A 17,029-nucleotide genomic window follows, 5' to 3' on the forward strand; every position below is an offset into this window, starting at 1 on the left:
CCTACCGATGATGTCAGACTATCTTGCTTCTCCCGAGGGCACGCCAGCCGTTCCGCAGCCGCTGCCGGAGGCGCCACCGCTGACCCCGACCGAGGTCCCACCGGCCCCGCCGGTCGAAATTCCTCCGGACGAGGCACCGCAGGGCATCCCGACCGAGCCGCCGGCGGAGCTGCCGCCGAACGCGCCGCCTGAGGGGCCGCCGGCGTCGCCGATCGACCTGCCGCCGGGCCGTGACCCGCGCCAGCCGCAGGGGTGATCGATCAAAAGGAGGAGTGATCGATCAAAGGGAGTGATCGATCAAAGCGGCGGGGCCTTGCCCCCGCCGATATCCCAATACAGCCCGGCCATCGCGGTCAGGCCCTCGCGCGCGATGGTGATCGGCAAATGTTCGTCCGGTGCATGTTGCGAGCAGCCGGGGTAGGAATGCGGCACCCAGATGGTCCGCAGCTTCAAGATTTCGGCGAAGATATCGTTCGGCAAAGAGCCACCGAGATTGGGCAGCAAGGCAGGTTTCTTGCCGGTGCTTTCGGCGATGGAGCGGACTGTGAAGCGCACCCAGTCGTCGTCGGGATTCAGCCTGGTCGCGCCGAATCGCTCGGCGCCCGGCATGACGATCTCGACCATCGAAAACCCCTGGCGGTCGAGGTGGCGACGAAGAGCCGGGACGACATCTCGCGGATCGATGCCGACGACGAAGCGCAACGCGCAGCGCGCCCATGCGCTTGGCGGAACGGCGTTGACGGGTGTCTCGGGGACGCCGGACTTCATCGCCAGCACGTCGAACGAGCACCAGCCGAAGACCTGCTCGGCTGGCGACAGACCGGGTTCACCCCAGCCGGGATCGATCGTCGGCCCGTCCGGGCCGCCATCGACCTCGCAATCGTCCACCGCCCTGCGAACTGCATCCGGAAGCTCCTTCGGGACCCACTCATGGATCCGGATCTGACCGGTGGGCGAGGTGATCGAGGCAATCGCGTGGGCCAGCTGGATCGCGGGATCGGAAAGCAACCCGCCCCAATTGCCGGAGTGATGCCCACCCTCGCGAGCCACGATCTGTAGGTCGAAGGTGATGACGCCCCGTGCGCCCAGAAACACGGTCGGTCGCTCGGCGTTGAGGCGCGGCCCATCGGAGGCGATCAGGATGTCAGCTTTCAGCAGTTCGGCCTCGTCCTGGCAGAGTTCCCGCAAACCTGGAGAACCGGATTCCTCGCCCATCTCGATCAGGTATTTGGCGTTGAAGCCGAGCCTGCCGCGCGTTTCCAGCACGGCGCGCAGGCCGTTGAGGTTGATGAGGTGCTGGCCCTTGTTGTCGACGACGCCACGCCCGTACCAGCGCCCGTCCTTCTCCACGAGCGTCCAGGGCGAAAGGCCCTCGCTCCACTGCGCGTCGAGCCCACGGATGACGTCGCCATGCCCATAGCCCAGGATTGTCGGCAGCGAAGGATCCTCGATGCGCTCGGCATAGAGGAAGGGACCCTTGGCTTTCGGATGGGTCAGAATGCGGCAGGCAAAGCCGAGCTTTTCGAGCAGCGGGCGCATCTCTGTGTCGAGATATTGGGACAGAACCGGCGCGCGCTCGGGGTTCTGGCTCTCGCTGGGGATCGCAATGAGGCGGGCGAGGTCGCTCTTCATGCGGCGTGAATCGAAATAGTCCTGGGCGTTCGCGATCGCCTGCGCGCGGGTCATGGCCGTCTTGTCTCCTATTGGCGGGCGCAGATTGCCGATGGAGCTGGGCTTGCGCCAGTGCCAAGACAGGTAGGGACGCCATGTTTTGCCGACGTGGCGCACCGTCATTGCGTGGAGCGAAGCTCCGGAGCAATCCAGGGGACTGGGCTGAAGGGTTCCAGCCCGGTCCCCTGGATTGCTCCGCTGCACTCGCAATGACGGCTTGGTTCGGCGTACAAGTCGACACGATATGATTTTCACTCCGCACGCTCATCAGCTCGTCGCGCGCGATGCCATCCTTGCAGCGCGGGCGAAGGGGGCCGCCGGCTTCCTGCTGGGCGACCTGACCGGACTGGGCAAGACGCTCTCGGCCTGGCTCGCGCTTTCGGCCATGCCGGAGCAGGATGTGCTGGTGATCTGCCCCAAGGGTGCGATCCCGCAATGGCGGCGGACCATGGCGTTGTCAGGCCTGCCGGCGAAGCGTGTGACGCTGATGAATTTCGAGAAGACGAAGTCGCTTCTCGCGCCACCTGCCGACAGCAAAAAGCGTTCCGCGCGAGCCAGGAACAACGAGCTGGCGAAGCTCGGCACGCCGAAGCGGACCTGGCCGCTGGTCGTGATCGACGAGGCGCATCGCATCCGCAATCCGAACTCGCAGCAAGGGATGGTCTGCCGGCAGATGGCGGCGGCGGCCGATTTCGCGATCTATATGAGCGCCACCGCCGGGCAATCGCCGCATGAGCTGTCCTATCTCGCCAGCCTGCTGGCCAAGGCGGCGGGCATGCCGAGTGCCGATCTCGATGGGTTCCGGGGCTTGATGAAGCGGCTGAGGATCGGCCGCGCCAAGGGCCGCTGGAAAAACTGGAGCTGGCAGCCGAACGAGGACGATCGCAAGATCATGGCCGATCTGCTGTATCGCGGCACTCACGCGATCGGGCTGAGGCGCCGACCGGAGGAGATCGCGGGCTGGCCCGAGGTGCAGCGCGAGCTGGCGCCGATCGCTTTGGACGTGCCCGCGCGCAAGCTTTACGAGGCGACCTGGCGCGAGTTCCGCAAGGAACTGGGACTGGCCGGCGGCTCGACCCGCAAGCCGCAGGGCTGGGCCGCCGATCTGCGCTTCCGCCAGAAGGCGAGCCTGCTACGCATCCCCGGCACGGTTGATTTCTGCGAGGATCTGCTCGGAAATGACGAGCAGGTGGCAATCTCGGTCGCCTTTCTTGAGACCAGCGCGATGCTGGCCGACAGCTTGCGCGGGCGGGGCTGGCGCGTGGCGGAGATCAATGGCGAGCACTCGGGCATCGTCAACGAGCAGACGCGGATCGTCTTCCAGACCGGCGGGCTCGATGCCGTGATCTTCACTGTCACGGAATCGATTTCGCTTCATCGCGGCGAGATGCCCGGCGGCGAGCGCGAGCGGGCGCTGGTCGTCCACGATATGCGCCATAGCGCCATCCAGCTCCAGCAGATCGAAGGCCGCTGCCACCGGGACGGGCAGCACGCGACGATCTTCTATGCCTATGCCGAGGATACGGTGGAGGAGGCGATCGCCGCGACCGTCATCCAGCGCATGGCGGCGATGGAAGGTCTGGCCGGCGACGACACTCGAATGCTGGAGGCGATCGCCGATATCGTCGAGAAAAGAGCGTAAGCCTTTCCGTCATTGCGAGCGCAGCGAAGCATTCCAGAATCGGCAGCGCTCTACCTCCCCTGGACTGTTTCGCTACGTTCGCAATGACGGTGTTTTTTCAAGCGTCGCTCCGAGCCGGGCCGAGATATGCCAGCCGCTCGCGCACCTTCGCGTCGTCGAGCAGCTCGCCGGCCTCGCCTTCCAGGCGATGGCGCCAGTTCGGCTTCTCAATCGTCGTGCCCGGCACGTTGGGCTGCGTGCGGATGCCGAGCGCGTCCTCGATCGCCAGCAGCTTGAGGGTGCAGGGCGATTTCGCGACGTAGCCGATCGCGGCATCCACGACGGGGCCGGTATCGTCCGGCGCCGGACGTTCCCCGTGAACCAGGCCCTCGCGCTCGAAGGAACCCCAGAGGATACCGCGGTCCCAGGCACGCAAATCCTCGAACGTCTGGCGCTGCTCGCCATCGTCGATGTCGGAGCCTGCCCACCAGCCCGCCGTCGGGACAAGGTCGTGCGTCGTGGTGAGCGCCGCGGCGGCAGGGTCCCACTCGGCCGGAGGAATATAGCCGTCGTCGGTTTTCTCGAAACGAAGCACGCGCAGGCCGGCGACACCCTGGCCACGCAGATAATCGCGGAAGCCGTCGGGGAGGATTCCGAGGTCCTCGCCGATGACGATCGCGCGGTGCCGCCAAGATTCGAGCGCGATCAATCTGAAAAGCGTCTCGGACGGGAAAGCGACATAGGCGCCGTCGATGGCGCTGGCGCCCTCCGGCACCAGCCAGAGCCGGCTCATGCCCATGACGTGGTCGATACGGATGCCGCCGACATAGCGCAGGCTGGCGCGCAAGGTTTCGATGAACGGCGCATAGCCGGAGGCCGCAAGCCCGCGCGGGGAGAAGGTGGTGAGACCCCAGCTCTGTCCTTCAGCGGAATAGTAGTCAGGCGGGGCACCGACCGACAGCCCGTTCAGCACCTCATGCTGTCGGCTCCAGGCGTGACTTCCCGAGCCATCCATGCCGATGGCGAGATCGGCGATAAGCCCGACCTTCATGCCGCTTTCGCGACAGGTGCGCTGAGCTTCGCTATAGGAACGACCGGTCAGCCATTGCAGGAAGATCTGGTACTCGACCTCGTCGGCATGTGCTCCCGCAAAGGCTGCGACCTCCGCGCTGTCCGGATCGCGATAAGACTGCTGCCAGTTTCGCCAGTGCCAGGCGGAGGAGTCGCGGGCGAATTCGCTCGCGTGCAGCACCTCGAAGACGGCGTGGCTGCGCAGCAACGAGGACGCGCCATCACGCGCGTGCTCGAAATCGGCGCGTTGCGACGAAAGCGCGTCGCTTTCGCGCAGACGGCGAAACAGCGCCCGCAGCAGGCGCTGGCGCAGCGGCGTGGCCAGCGCCCAGTCGATCGCGGGGTCGGCCGAGAGCTTGTCCATGGCTTCGCCGAGCCCTTCTTCGGCGATGACGCCCGCGACCAGATCTGCCGGGAAGAGCGCTTCGGGGTCGGCGTGAAGAGGGTTGTAGAACAGTCGCGTCGATGGAGAATACGGGCTGAAATGGTTGGCGGAAGCGCCATAGAGGGCGTGGACGGGGCTGATCGCCAGTGCATCGGCGCCGAGGCGCGCCGCGCGTTTCCCGAACGCGGCGACGCCGGCGAAATTGCCGATGCCGCCATCATGGGCGGTGCGCAGCGAGTAGATCTGTGCCGCGAGCCCGAAGCCGGGCCGGCCCTCGTCGAGATCTGCGAACGTGATGCAGCGTTGGGGCGCCGTGGCGACTGTAAAATCGCCGTCAAGCAGATGGACCGTATGATAGCCGGGGGTGTCGAAGGCCGGCAGGGTCAGCGCTTCGCCATAGCCTTCGAGTGTGGTGACGAGGCGCCGGGCGCCGCCTTCCAACGTGATCTCGACGGCTCTGCCGGCGTCGCCGGCCAAGGGCATTCCGACCGCTTGCCCGACACGCGCCGTGGTGAACCGAGAGGCCGCGGCGGGGTTGGGGCCTTGTTCGACCAGAGACATCGCGTTGCGCAAGGCCTCGTCGCCGTCCACCGGCAGACCGAAGCCGGTCAGGATCGCCCGAAGGCTCTCGGCGGAGACGCTATGAAACTTGCCGGCCTGGTCGGTCCACTCCGGAGAGATGCCCGCCTTGGCTGCAAGCTGGCGCAGAAGTTCGTCGCTCATTCGATCCTCGCGGTCTTCAGTTCGCGTCGCCGTCATGCTCGAGCACGAGCAGCGCGAGCGGCGGCAAGGTCAGCGAGAGCGACTGTTCGTGGCCATGCGAGGGCATGGGTTCGGCCTGGACTTCGCCGCCATTGCCGAGGCCGGAGCCGGAATATAGCCCGGCATCGCTATTGAAGCATTCGCGCCAGCGGCCCGGCGCGGCCGCGCCAATGCGATAGCCGTGCAGCGGCGTCGGCGTCATGTTGGCGACGATGAGGAGCGGCGGCTTGCCGTCCTCGGCCGAGCGGGTGAAAGCAAAGACGGAGTTGGCACTGTCATCGGCGATCAGCCAGTCGAAGCCGTCCGGGCTGTGGTCGAGGCTGTGGAGGGCCGGGGTAGCGCGGTACAGCGCGTTTAGGTCACGCACCAGCTGCATCGTGCCGCGCCGGCGTTCGTCGTAAGGGTGCGGCCATGGGAAGGGGTCATCGACCTTCCACTCGTTTTCCTGCCCGAATTCGCAGCCCATGAAGAGCAACTTCTTGCCCGGGTGGGTCCACATCATCGCCAGGCACAGGCGCAGATTGGCAAAGCGCTGCCAGTCGTCGCCGGGCATGCGCGAGAGCAGCGAGCCTTTGCCGTGCACGACCTCGTCATGCGAGATCGGTAGCACGAAATGTTCGGAAAAGGCGTAGACCAGCCCGAAGGTCACGTCGTCGCCATGCCAGCCGCGATGCACGGGATCGCGCTCGAAGAAGCGCAGCGTGTCGTGCATCCAGCCCATGTTCCATTTGAAATGGAAGCCGAGGCCGCCGAACTCGACCGGACGGGTGACGCCGGGCCAGGCGGTCGATTCCTCGGCGATGGTGATGGCCCCGCGTCCACGGCTGCCGACCAAGGTATTCAGCTCCTGAAAGAACGATACGGCCTCGAAATTCTCGCGCCCGCCGAGATGGTTCGGCACCCACTCGCCGGCCTTTCGGCTGTAGTCGCGATAAAGCATCGATGCGACGGCATCGACCCGCAGCCCGTCGAGATGGAACGTCTCGAGCCACCACAGCGCCGATGCGATCAGGAAGCCGCGCACCTCGCGCCGGCCGACATTGTAGATCAGCGTGTTCCAGTCGATGTGGAAGCCCTGCCGCGGATCCTCGTGCTCGTAGAGCGCCGTGCCGTCGAAATTGGCCAGGCCGTGCTCATCGGAGGGAAAATGCGCCGGCACCCAGTCGAGGATGACGCCGATGCCCGCGGCATGGCAGCGATCGACGAAGCGCGCAAAAGCCTCCGGCGGCCCAAGGCGCGATGTCGGCGCGAAAAGCCCGAGCGGCTGATAGCCCCAGGAGCCGCCGAAGGGATGTTCGGTGATCGGCAACAGCTCGACATGGGTGAAGCCCATATGGTCCAGATACGGAATGAGCCGGTCGATCGCCTCGTCCCATGAGCCCATCTGCCCCCATTCGGTCCGCAGCCAGGAACCGATATGGACCTCGTAGATGGAAAGCGGCTCGTGGATCGCGTTGCGCTTCTCGCGCTGGACGAGCCAGCTTTCGTCGCTCCAGGCGAAGGCCGGCGCGGCCGCGACGACCGAGCCGGTCCGGGGCGGGAGCTCATGGAAGCGGCCGAGCGGGTCGGCCTTCCAGGGCAGGCGCTCGCCATTCGCAGCGGTGATGGCATATTTGTAGACCGCGCCCGGACCGATCCCGGGGATGAAGAGCTCCCAGATGCCAGGGCCGAGCCGGCGGCGCATCGGGTGGCGTCGGGTATCCCAGTCGTTGAAGTCGCCCACTAGCGCGATATGCGACGCGTTCGGCGCCCAGACCGCGAAGACCACACCTTCGACACCGTCGATGACGGACGGATTGGCGCCGAGGCGGGTCGACAGATCGAAATGGCGCCCCTCCGCGAAGAGATAAATGTCGTCTTCCGAGAGCAGCAGCCCGAAGCCATAAGGGTCGGCAGTCTCGATAATCCCATGAGGCCAGGAGACGCGCAGGCGGTAGGGACCCTCAGCGGGGGCCACCGCCTCGAAGAGGCCGCTCCCGCGCTCGGTCATCGCGACGGATTGACGCTCCTCGCCTTCGCCGGTCACGAGCTCGACATAGTGCGCGTCGGGCAGGAACGTCCGGACGAACGAGCCACTCTCGTAGGTGTGACGCCCGAGAACCGCGAAAGGGTCCGGGTGCCGGGCCTCTTCCAGCATCGTGACATCCTGCGGGGAGAGCGTCGGCAAGACAGGTTGGATTTCACGCATCGTTCAAGTCTTTTCGCGATCTGGGCCTGATCCTGCGGTGCTGCGGAATCAGTCATGATGCAACGCAGCAGAGCCGACCGACGTTCCGACGACAAGATGGCGTCAGTTTGAGCTTGCCGAGACCGGAACCAAGAGCCGATGCTGCCGTTATCCGTTCGGGCATAGCCAAGAGCTGGGAGAGCGACCATGAGCCGGGATCAGATCGTCCGCGACACTGCCTACGCGATCTGGGAGGCCGAGGGTAAACCGGACGGCAAGGATGCGGAGCACTGGCGCCTCGCCGAGGAGCGCGTGAGCGTCAGCACGGGCGCGAAAGCCAAGGCGCCGCTTAAGGGCAAGGCTGCGGTATCGGACAAGGCCGAAGCCCGGGAGCCAGTGAAGAAAGCGGCAACCAAAGCCGCGCCCGCGAAGCCGGCAGCTAAAACCGGTACCAAAAGCAAGGCCTGATCGCCTGCGACCACCAAGGCCATTCAAACGAGATTTCCAGGCCGACGCTTCGATGCGCCGGCCTTTTTCATGACGACAGAGCGCGCGCGTAGACACCCGCATAGCGGAAGGTCGGCTTGCGCCAGTCGAAGCGCTTGGCCATCGCGTGCTCGCGCATCTGTACGAAGGCGCGCTTCGAACGGAAGGCTTCGAGCGCGCGGGTGACGGCGCTGGACAGCCCCGCGCCCGTCAAGGACGAGAACAGAAAGCCGGAAAGCCCGTCCTCGATCGTGTCGACAAGGCCGCCGGTGCGATAGGCGATCGGTAGGGCGCCCGAACGCTGCGCGTACATCTGGCTGAGACCGCAGGGCTCGAAGCGGGATGGCATCAGCAGGAAATCGCTCGCCGCGAAAAGACGCCGGGCCTCGGCATCGTCGAAGCCGATGCGAGCCGCCACGGAGTCTGGAAACTTCCGCGCCAGCTTCTCGACGGCTTCCTCGATGCGGGGTTCTCCCCGGCCGGTCACGACGAGTTGGCCGCCCTGCGCGACGATCGTCTCTGCGGCTTCTAGCGAAAGGTCGATACCTTTCTGGTGGACAAGGCGGGAGACGATCGAAAACAGCGGCCCGCGCGATTCCGGCAGCTCGAACGTCTTTCGGATTTCGGCCGCGTTGCGACGCTTCCATTGCCGCACGATCTGCTCGGAGGTCTTGCCGCCCTCGATCAGAGCACTCCAGCTGTCGTCAATGCCGTTGACGATGCCGGTCAGGCGGCCTTCCCCCATGCGGGTCTTGAGCAAACCGTCCAGCCCGCAGCCGTGCTCCGGCGTGGTGATCTCGTGGGCATAGGTCTCGCTGACGGTGGTCACATGCGAGCCGTAATAGATCCCGCTCTTCAGGAACGAGACCTTGCCGTGGAATTCGGCGCCGTTGACGTTGAAAGCCAGGTCGGGGATCCCGAGTGCGCCCATGCGCTGCGGCAAATAAAGGCCCTGATAGGCGAGGTTGTGGATCGTCAGGATCGACGGCGTGGCGAGACCCTTCCAGCGCATGTAGCCGGGCGCCAGGGCCGACGGCCAATCATTGACGTGGAGGATGTCGGGCTTCCAGTTCGGGTCCGCCTCGCCAGCCGCGATCTCGGCGGCAGCCAGCGAAAGGCGCGCGAAGCGGATATCGTTGTCGCCGAAATCACCGCCGGCGAAGGGGCCATAGGGCGAGCCTTCGCGGTCGTACAGTTCGTCGCAGAGCACGACGTAGATCGTCAGACCGTCCGCCGTCGAGAAGCGGCCGAGCGACCATGGCGGCAGGCTGGCGGTGCGCGGCATCTGGCGCACGATCTCCATCGCCGGACGCGCCCTGCGGACCTGGCGGAAGCCGGGCAGCAGCACGCGTACGTCGCAGAAGGCCCGCAGCTGGCGCGGTAGTGCTGTCGAGACCTCACCCAGGCCGCCCGCCTTGATGAAGTCACCCATCTCCGAGGTGACGAACAGCAGCTTTGTCGTGGCCGGGATCGGCGGCTTTTCGAAAGGGTCGTCCTTGACGGCGGCTGCGTAAGTCAGTGCATGACCTGACGTGGAGGAGACGCTCTCGGTCTCAGCCAGCTTCAACACGTCAGCCATCGTCACGCCCTCGGAACCCGCCATAACGATAACTCGACTTCACCCTACATCGTTCCATGGTGCAGCGCAAAATATCAAGCAAATTGCGGGCCGATCGCCGGAACGTTCGGGGTCTCGTCACGTTGCTGCCTCGCGACGAAACATAGCGACGGGATGTGACGGCGGTATTGCATGATCCGCGGCTGCCCATGCGCTAATTGAAGCCTTAAGGGGTGCATGACGATGGCCGACGAGCAGGGCAAGCGATTTGAGGTGCAGTCCGGTCAGGCGCACGAGCTTGGTGCGGTGCACGACGGAGACGGGACCAACTTCGCCCTGTTTTCCGCCCATGCCGAACGCGTCGAGCTGTGCCTGTTCGACGACAGCGGCAAGACCGAGACGGCCCGGATCACGCTGCCGGAATACACCAACGAAATCTTCCACGGATATCTGCCGGGCGTGAAGCCCGGACAACGCTACGGCTACCGCGTCCACGGCCGTTTCGCGCCGGAGGAGGGGCATCGCTTCAACCATAACAAGCTGCTGCTGGATCCTTACGCGCGAGAGTACTCGGGGCAGATCGCCTGGGACGAGTCTCACTACGGGTATGACGTCAAAGCGGAGGCAGACGAGGATCTGACCTTCAGCGAACTCGACAGCGCGCCGTTCACGCCGAAATGCGTCGTTGTCGATTGGTCCGCCGATATGAAGGCGCCGGCCAAGCCTGCCGTGCCGTGGGACAAGACCATCTTCTACGAGACCCATGTGCGGGGTTTCACGAAACTGCACCCTGCCGTTCCGGAGGCCAAGCGCGGCACGTTCGACGGCCTCGGCGAGCAGGCGATCGTCGATTACATCAAGAGCCTCGGCGTGACCTCCGTCGAGCTGCTGCCCATCCATGCCTATCTTGACGACCACTATCTCGAGGCGAAGAACCTCACCAATTACTGGGGCTACAACACGATCGGCTTCTTTGCGCCGATGCAGCGTTATTGCGGCCAGGCGGGCCTCTCGTCCTTCCGCGACATGGTGCGCCGCTTCCACGATGCCGGTCTCGAGGTGATCCTGGACGTGGTCTACAACCACACCGCCGAAGGCAACGAGATGGGGCCGACGCTCTCCTTCAAGGGTATCGACAACTTCTCGTATTACCGGACGATGCCCGACGAGGCGCGCTTCTACATCAACGATACCGGCACCGGGAACACGGTGAATACCAGCCATCCGCGCGTGCTGCAGATGGTGATGGATTCGCTGCGCTACTGGACTGAAGTGATGGAGGTGGACGGGTTCCGGTTCGACCTCGGCACCATTCTGGGCCGCGAGCCGCATGGCTTCGACCAGCGCGGCGGGTTCTTCGATGCGGTGGGCCAGGACCCTGTCCTGAGCAAGGTCAAGCTCGTCGGCGAGCCATGGGACATCGGTCCAGGCGGCTATCAGGTCGGTGGTTTCCCCCCCGGTTGGGCTGAATGGAACGATAAATATCGCGACACCATTCGCGGTTACTGGAAGGGTGAGGAGGGCATGATCCGCGATCTCGCCGCCCGCATCACGGGCTCAGGCGATATCTACGATCTGCGCGGGCGCAGGCCGTGGGCCGGCGTGAACTTCCTCACCGCTCATGATGGCTTCACGCTGAACGACGTGGTCTCCTACAACGAGAAGCACAACGACGCGAACGGCGAGGACAACAAGGACGGCCACGGCCACAACATCTCGTTCAACTACGGCGCGGAAGGGCCGACCGAAGACGAGGGCATCATCGCTGTCCGCGAGCGCCAGAAGCGGAATTTGCTGGCGACGATGCTGCTGTCGCACGGTACGCCGATGCTGCTTGCGGGCGACGAGCACGGGCATTCCAATCGTGGCAACAACAACGTCTATTGCCAGGACAACGAGATCGCCTGGATGCGCTGGGAGGAGCTGACGAAGCGTGACAAGGCGCTGACCGGCTTCGTTCAGCGGGTGACGCAGCTGCGCGCCGAACATTCGATCTTCCGTCGCGCCTCCTTCCGCGACGGCTGCATCCTGCGCTGGGTCAATCCTGCCGGCGGCGACCAGCAGGAAGAGCATTGGGACGATGAGGGTGTTCGCGCCATCGGCCTGCTGATGCACACACCCGATGTCGAGGACGGCGGGGACGAGGCGCTGATCCTCTTCAACAGCTTCGACGGGGCGGTGGTGTTCAAGATCCCTCAGCGGGTGAAATCGGGCTCATGGTCCGTCGTGCTCGATACCGAAACCGGCGCCGATTCCGACGAGGGCCGCAAAGGGCTGAAGGCCGATCAGGAGATCACGCTCTCGCCGCGTTCGCTGATCGTGCTGATGTGAAGGTCTGAGGCCGCCTGTTGCGGGCACCGCATCTTGTCATTCCGGGGCATGCCGCAGGCATGAACCCGGAACCCACGACCGGGTGAGAGCGAAACCGTTCGCTCGCATGGTTGTGGGGTTCAGGGTCCTTGCTTTGCGAGGCCCCGGAAGATGAAGGGTCAGCCCTTGCGCCAGAGCCCGACGCTGCGAGATGGCAACTCGCCATCCGCGCCTTCAACCGACAGAAGAAGCTTGATCCAGCGCCCATCCGGAAACCGAAACGGCACTGGCTCCTGCCCGCGATTGACCGCGATCAGCAGGCTTTCGCCCTCGCCATTCAACTGCAGGCAAAACGCATCCAGCCGATCCCATTCCCCGTCAGCGATGCGCGTTCCATCCGGCTTGAGCCAGAGCGCGTCGGGCGGGTTGCCGGTGCCGACGAGGAAGGTTTCCGCGTCTAGCAGGGGGTGATCGCGGCGCAATCTCGCAAGGCCGGCGACGGTCGCCAGCCGGCTTCCGTCGGAGCTGTCCCAGTCGAGCCAGAACGCTGGATTATCCTGGGCATAGGCGTTGTTGTTTCCATGTTGAGTCCGGCCGAATTCATCGCCGGCCGTGAGCATCGGAATGCCGCGCGAGAGAAAGAGTGTCGCCAGCAGGGCGCAAATGTCCCTGTCGCGCCTGGCTTCGGTGGCGGCATCCTGCGTCGGACCTTCGACACCGCAGTTCCAGCTGTGATTGTCGTTGTCGCCGTCGTGGTTGCCTTCGCCGTTCGCCTCGTTGTGCTTGCCGGCGAAGGCGACGAGATCTGCGAGCGGGAAGCCGTCATGGGCGGCGATGAAGTTGATGCTCGCCTGCGGGCCACGGTGAGCTGCCGCAAACAGGTCGGACGAGCCGGAGAGCCTCGTCGCCAATGCACCGGCCATGCCGCCGTCGCCCCGCCAGAAGCGGCGGACATCGTCGCGATAGCGGCCGTTCCATTCGGCGAAGGGCGCCGGGAAATGGCCGAGCTGGTAGCCGCCGGGGCCGATATCCCAAGGCTCCGCGATCAGGATCGCCTGCGACAGGTCCGGGTCCTGCAGGATCGCCGTAAGCAGGGGCGCATCCGGCGTGAAGCCGGCTTCGGTCCGCCCCATCACCGTGCCGAGATCGAAGCGGAACCCAGCGACGCCGAGCTCCCGCCAATGCCGCAGCGCATCCGTCGCCATACGCACCACCGGGGCGCTGTCGAGCGCGACGGTATGGCCGCAGCCGGTATCGTTGATCAGCCGGCCGGGATCGTCGGCGGCGTGGCGATAATAGACCGCGTTATCGAGCCCCCGCAGGCAGAGCGTTGCGCCGAATTCGTCGCTTTCGGCCGTGTGGTTGAAGACGATGTCGAGGATGACGCCGATGCCGGCCTGCGCATAGACTGAGCAGAGCCGGGCAAGATCGGCCGTGCCGCCAGGCGCCAGGCGCGGATCGAGCGCGAAGAAGTTGACCGGGTTATAGCCCCAGGCGTTGCTGAGGCCGAGCGGCGGCAAATGGCGCTCGTCCATCCAGGCGGCGATCGGCATCAGCTCGACATGGCTGACGCCAAGGTTCTGGAGATGGTCGAGGATCGCGGGTTCGCTCAGAGCCGCCAGGGTCCCGCGCAGTCGCTCGGGAACGCCGGGATGGCGCATGGTAAAGGATTTGACCGCGAGCTCATAGATGAAGTGCGGCTTCGTTCGATTGCCGCCCTGCTCATGAGGCCCGTTGCGACGAGCGCCCTGAACCACGCAGCGCGGAACCAGCCCAGCCGTGTCCTGACCACGCTGCGCGAGTTGCGGATCCCACCGGAACGGCCGGTCGATGAGCGTCGCATAAGGATCGATCAGGAGCTTGGACGGGTCGAAGCGGTGTCCGCGCTCGGGCGCCCACAACCCTTCTGCCCTCAGGCCGTATCGCAGCCCTTCGGACGCGCCGGGCAGGAGCCCATGGTGGACATCGCCGCTGCGGCAGGGCAGCGGCAGACGCGCGACCTCACGCTCGCCGGCGTCGTCGAAGAGGCAGACGGACAGGCGCTCGCCATTGCGAGAGAAGACGGCAAAGGTGACGCCGTCCGGCGTGACCGTCGCACCCATCCTTCCGGGCAAGGGGCAAGGGATCATGGCAGGAGCCGGTTGCATCGACGCCGGCTCAGGCTTCAGCCGGGGCCTTCATCGGCACGTCCCAGATCCGCTCGGCATATTCGCGGATGGCGCGGTCGGCGCTGAACCAGGCGCAATGGGCGGTATTGGTGGCCGACATGCGCCACCATGTCGCCGGATCAGCCCAGCGCGCATCGACGCGGCGCTGTGCCTGGCGATACGCCTCGAAATCACTGAGCACCATGAACCAGTCATTGGCGCGCAGGCCATCGACCAGCCCGACATAGCGGTTTCGATCGCCGGGGGAATAGGCGCCGCCGGCCACCGCGTCAAGCACGCCTTCGAGATGCGGCGCATCGCGGATGATGTCGGCAGTCGGGCGCGGATTGCGCTTGGCGGCCTCGACCTGCTCCGCCGTCATGCCGAAGATCACAATGTTGTCCTCGCCAACGCGTTCGCCGATCTCGATATTGGCACCGTCGAGCGTCCCGATCGTGACCGCGCCGTTGAGCGCGAACTTCATGTTTCCAGTGCCCGACGCTTCCATGCCGGCGGTCGAGATCTGCTCGGAGAGGTCGGCGGCCGGGATGATGATCTCGGCCAGGCTGACATTGTAGTTCGGCAGGAAAACCACCTTCAGGCGATCGCGCGTGGTGATGTCGTTGTTCACCACCGCCGCGACGTCGTTGATCAGGTTGATGATCGACTTCGCCGTGCCGTAGTTCGAAGCGGCCTTGCCGGCGAAGACCTTTACGCGCGGCGCCCAGTCCCGGTAGGGCTCGGAGCGCATCGCGTCATAAAGCGCGATGGTCTCGAGGATGTTGAGCAGCTGGCGCTTGTATTCATGGATGCGCTTGATCTGCACGTCGAAGATCGCATCGGGATCGACGCTTACGCCGCAATCCTGACGGATGACCGTGGCGAGCCTTTCCTTGTTGACGCGCCGGATCGCGCGGAGCCGGTCGTGCAGCGCTCCGTCCTGCGCATGGTCCGCCAGCTTGCGGATCAGCCCGATATCGTCGGTGACGCCGGCGCCGCAGACCTCCTGCAGCAGGGAGGTCAGGCCGGGATTGGCGCTGAACAACCAGCGCCGCTGGGTGATGCCGTTGGTGACGTTGGTGATGCGCTGCGGAAAGACCTTGTGGAGCGGGGCGAACACCGTCTCCTTCATCAGGTTCGAATGCAGCGCCGAGACGCCGTTGACCTTGTGAGAGCCGACGAAGGCAAGATGCGCCATGCGCACGCGACGGCCATGGCTCTCGTCGATCAGCGACAGGGTTGCGAGGTCGGCATCGGGTTGGTCCCGGCGCACGCCGGCCAGGAAGCGGGCATTGATGCCGAAGATGATCTGCATATGGCGCGGCAGCAGCCGCTCCATCAGCGCGACGGGCCAGGTCTCCAGCGCTTCCGGCAGGAGCGTATGATTGGTGTAGGAGATCGTCGCCTTGGTGATCTCCCAGGCGCGCTCCCACTCCATCTTGTGCTCGTCGGTCAGCAATCGCATCAGCTCTGCGACGGCCAGTGACGGATGGGTATCGTTCAGCTGGATGGCGACCTTGTCTGCCAGGTTGTCGAGCGTGCCGAATTGCCGGAGATGGCGCCGCACCAGATCCTGCAGGGAGGCGGAGGTGAAGAAGAACTCCTGCCGCAACCGCAATTCCTGCCCCGCCGGGGTGGAATCGTTGGGGTAGAGCACTTTGGAGATGGATTCCGCGCGGTTGCGTTCGGCCACGGCGCCGATCAGGTCGCCCTGGTTGAAAGCGTCGAGCGAGAGCGGGTGCATCGCCCGGGCCCGCCAAAGCCGCAGCGTCGTCGCGTCCTTGCCGCGCCAGCCGACGATCGGCGTGTCGTAGGCGACGGCAAAGATCGTCTCCTCGGGCGCCCAGAAAACCTCGCCAGCGGTCGCCGTGCTCGTAATCGAGCCGCCGAAGCCGATGCGATAGGAGGATTCCCGCCGCTCGAACTCCCAGGGGTTGCGGAAGGAGAGCCAGTCCTCGGGCACCTCGATCTGCTTGCCGCCATCGATGCGCTGCTTGAACAGCCCATGGTCGTAGCGGATGCCGTAGCCCAGCGCGGGAACGCCGGTCGAGGCCATGGCTTCCATGTAGCAGGCGGCAAGACGGCCGAGGCCGCCATTGCCGAGGGCCGCGTCCGGCTCGAGCGTCTCGATCTGGTCGAGATCGACGCCGAGTTCGCGCAATGCCTGCACCATCGGGCCGGTAAGGCCCAGATTGTTCAGGGTTTCGGCCAACGAGCGGCCGATCAGAAATTCGAGCGAGAGATAATAGACCCGCTTGCGACCGGTAGCGTAGCTTTCCTTCGTCGTCGCCTGCCAGACATCGACCGCGTGGTCGCGCGCCGCCAGAATGCCGGCGGTCAGCCAGTCATGGGGCTGCGCGACCGATGGATTCTTGCCAAGCGAATAGGTGAGCTTGCGCAGGATTTCCGCCTTGAGCCGCTCGACCTGATCGTCGGGCTCGAAATGGACGGCGGCTTGCGGGCTGGCGACGGCGGAGTCGGTCAAAAGTTGCGTTCCCTATGTGCGTTGCCGGACTGTCGAGCGAGAGCGCCGACATGTCCAGACGAAATTGACGCACTGCGGAATAACGATGCCGCTGGGAAAGTCGGGCTAGTTGCGGATGTCGGTCCGCGTCCGCTCGCCAAGCCGCTTCGCACCTTCGACAGATGAATCGGTCAGCCCGACGATGCCGTTCCAGGCTTCTCGGGTGTAGGCGCCCTGATGGACGACTGCGTCATACCCCACGACAAGCACGATGATCACGAGAAGCAGGCGGAACACGAGATCTCTCCTTTGAAAGGCGCGAGAGCAACGCGACTTCGATGACCGGAGTTCCGACGTGAGGAAGGGGTGGCCAAGCGTCGGAGAAGC

General features: G+C 65.1%; 11 protein-coding genes. 4 read left to right on the top strand and 7 right to left on the bottom strand.

Going from position 1 to position 17,029, the window contains the following annotated elements; translation table 11 throughout:
- The first annotated feature begins 7 nt into the window (after positions 1–7).
- Positions 8–256: a hypothetical protein gene (locus AC1DR6_RS05915; protein WP_476828252.1), complete on the top strand. Its 249-nt coding sequence runs from the start codon at positions 8–10 to the stop codon at positions 254–256.
- Between the two features lie 41 nt (positions 257–297).
- Here the strand turns inward: AC1DR6_RS05915 and AC1DR6_RS05920 are convergent, their stop codons facing one another.
- The gene (locus tag AC1DR6_RS05920) at positions 298–1,686 is read right to left on the bottom strand and encodes a M20 family metallopeptidase (protein WP_476828253.1); all 1,389 of its coding nucleotides are present in this window, start codon (positions 1,684–1,686) and stop codon (positions 298–300) included.
- A 229-nt stretch (positions 1,687–1,915) separates the two neighbouring features.
- Between AC1DR6_RS05920 and AC1DR6_RS05925 the strand changes: the two genes are divergently transcribed.
- Positions 1,916–3,313 carry an SNF2-related protein gene (locus AC1DR6_RS05925; RefSeq protein WP_476828254.1) on the top strand — a complete coding sequence of 466 codons (1,398 nt, stop codon included), beginning with the start codon at positions 1,916–1,918 and terminating at the stop codon, positions 3,311–3,313.
- A 97-nt stretch (positions 3,314–3,410) separates the two neighbouring features.
- Here the strand turns inward: AC1DR6_RS05925 and malQ are convergent, their stop codons facing one another.
- Both malQ and glgB read right to left on the bottom strand, forming a co-directional pair.
- Complete coding sequence (gene malQ, locus AC1DR6_RS05930; protein ID WP_476828255.1) at positions 3,411–5,471, bottom strand: 4-alpha-glucanotransferase; 2,061 nt, start codon at positions 5,469–5,471, stop codon at positions 3,411–3,413.
- Between the two features lie 16 nt (positions 5,472–5,487).
- Positions 5,488–7,698, bottom strand: a complete 2,211-nt coding sequence (glgB, locus tag AC1DR6_RS05935; protein WP_476828256.1) for a 1,4-alpha-glucan branching protein GlgB — start codon at positions 7,696–7,698, stop codon at positions 5,488–5,490.
- Positions 7,699–7,884: 186 nt separating this feature from the next.
- Between glgB and AC1DR6_RS05940 the strand changes: the two genes are divergently transcribed.
- A complete protein-coding gene (locus AC1DR6_RS05940) occupies positions 7,885–8,145 on the top strand; it encodes a DUF2934 domain-containing protein (protein WP_476828257.1) in 261 nt (86 codons plus the stop codon).
- Between the two features lie 67 nt (positions 8,146–8,212).
- Here the strand turns inward: AC1DR6_RS05940 and glgA are convergent, their stop codons facing one another.
- The gene (gene glgA / locus AC1DR6_RS05945; protein ID WP_476828258.1) at positions 8,213–9,766 is read right to left on the bottom strand and encodes a glycogen synthase GlgA; all 1,554 of its coding nucleotides are present in this window, start codon (positions 9,764–9,766) and stop codon (positions 8,213–8,215) included.
- A 198-nt stretch (positions 9,767–9,964) separates the two neighbouring features.
- On the opposite strand from glgA, the gene glgX (AC1DR6_RS05950) reads away from it, so the two are divergent.
- Positions 9,965–12,052 carry a glycogen debranching protein GlgX gene (glgX, locus tag AC1DR6_RS05950; protein WP_476828450.1) on the top strand — a complete coding sequence of 696 codons (2,088 nt, stop codon included), beginning with the start codon at positions 9,965–9,967 and terminating at the stop codon, positions 12,050–12,052.
- Between the two features lie 158 nt (positions 12,053–12,210).
- Here glgX (AC1DR6_RS05950) and glgX (AC1DR6_RS05955) read toward each other — a convergent pair whose 3' ends face one another.
- The 3 genes from glgX (AC1DR6_RS05955) to AC1DR6_RS05965 all read right to left on the bottom strand — a co-directional run bounded on the left by glgX (AC1DR6_RS05955) (position 12,211) and on the right by AC1DR6_RS05965 (position 16,939).
- Complete coding sequence (gene glgX, locus AC1DR6_RS05955; RefSeq protein WP_476828259.1) at positions 12,211–14,160, bottom strand: glycogen debranching protein GlgX; 1,950 nt, start codon at positions 14,158–14,160, stop codon at positions 12,211–12,213.
- 28 nt (positions 14,161–14,188) lie between these two features.
- The gene (locus AC1DR6_RS05960) at positions 14,189–16,663 is read right to left on the bottom strand and encodes a glycogen/starch/alpha-glucan phosphorylase (RefSeq protein WP_476828260.1); all 2,475 of its coding nucleotides are present in this window, start codon (positions 16,661–16,663) and stop codon (positions 14,189–14,191) included.
- A gap of 105 nt (positions 16,664–16,768) precedes the next feature.
- Positions 16,769–16,939, bottom strand: coding sequence for a hypothetical protein (locus tag AC1DR6_RS05965; RefSeq protein ID WP_476828261.1), 171 nt, complete (start codon positions 16,937–16,939; stop codon positions 16,769–16,771).
- Positions 16,940–17,029: the final 90 nt, after the last annotated feature.

It is taken from the genome of Allobosea sp. P5_A5 (genome assembly GCF_056400625.1).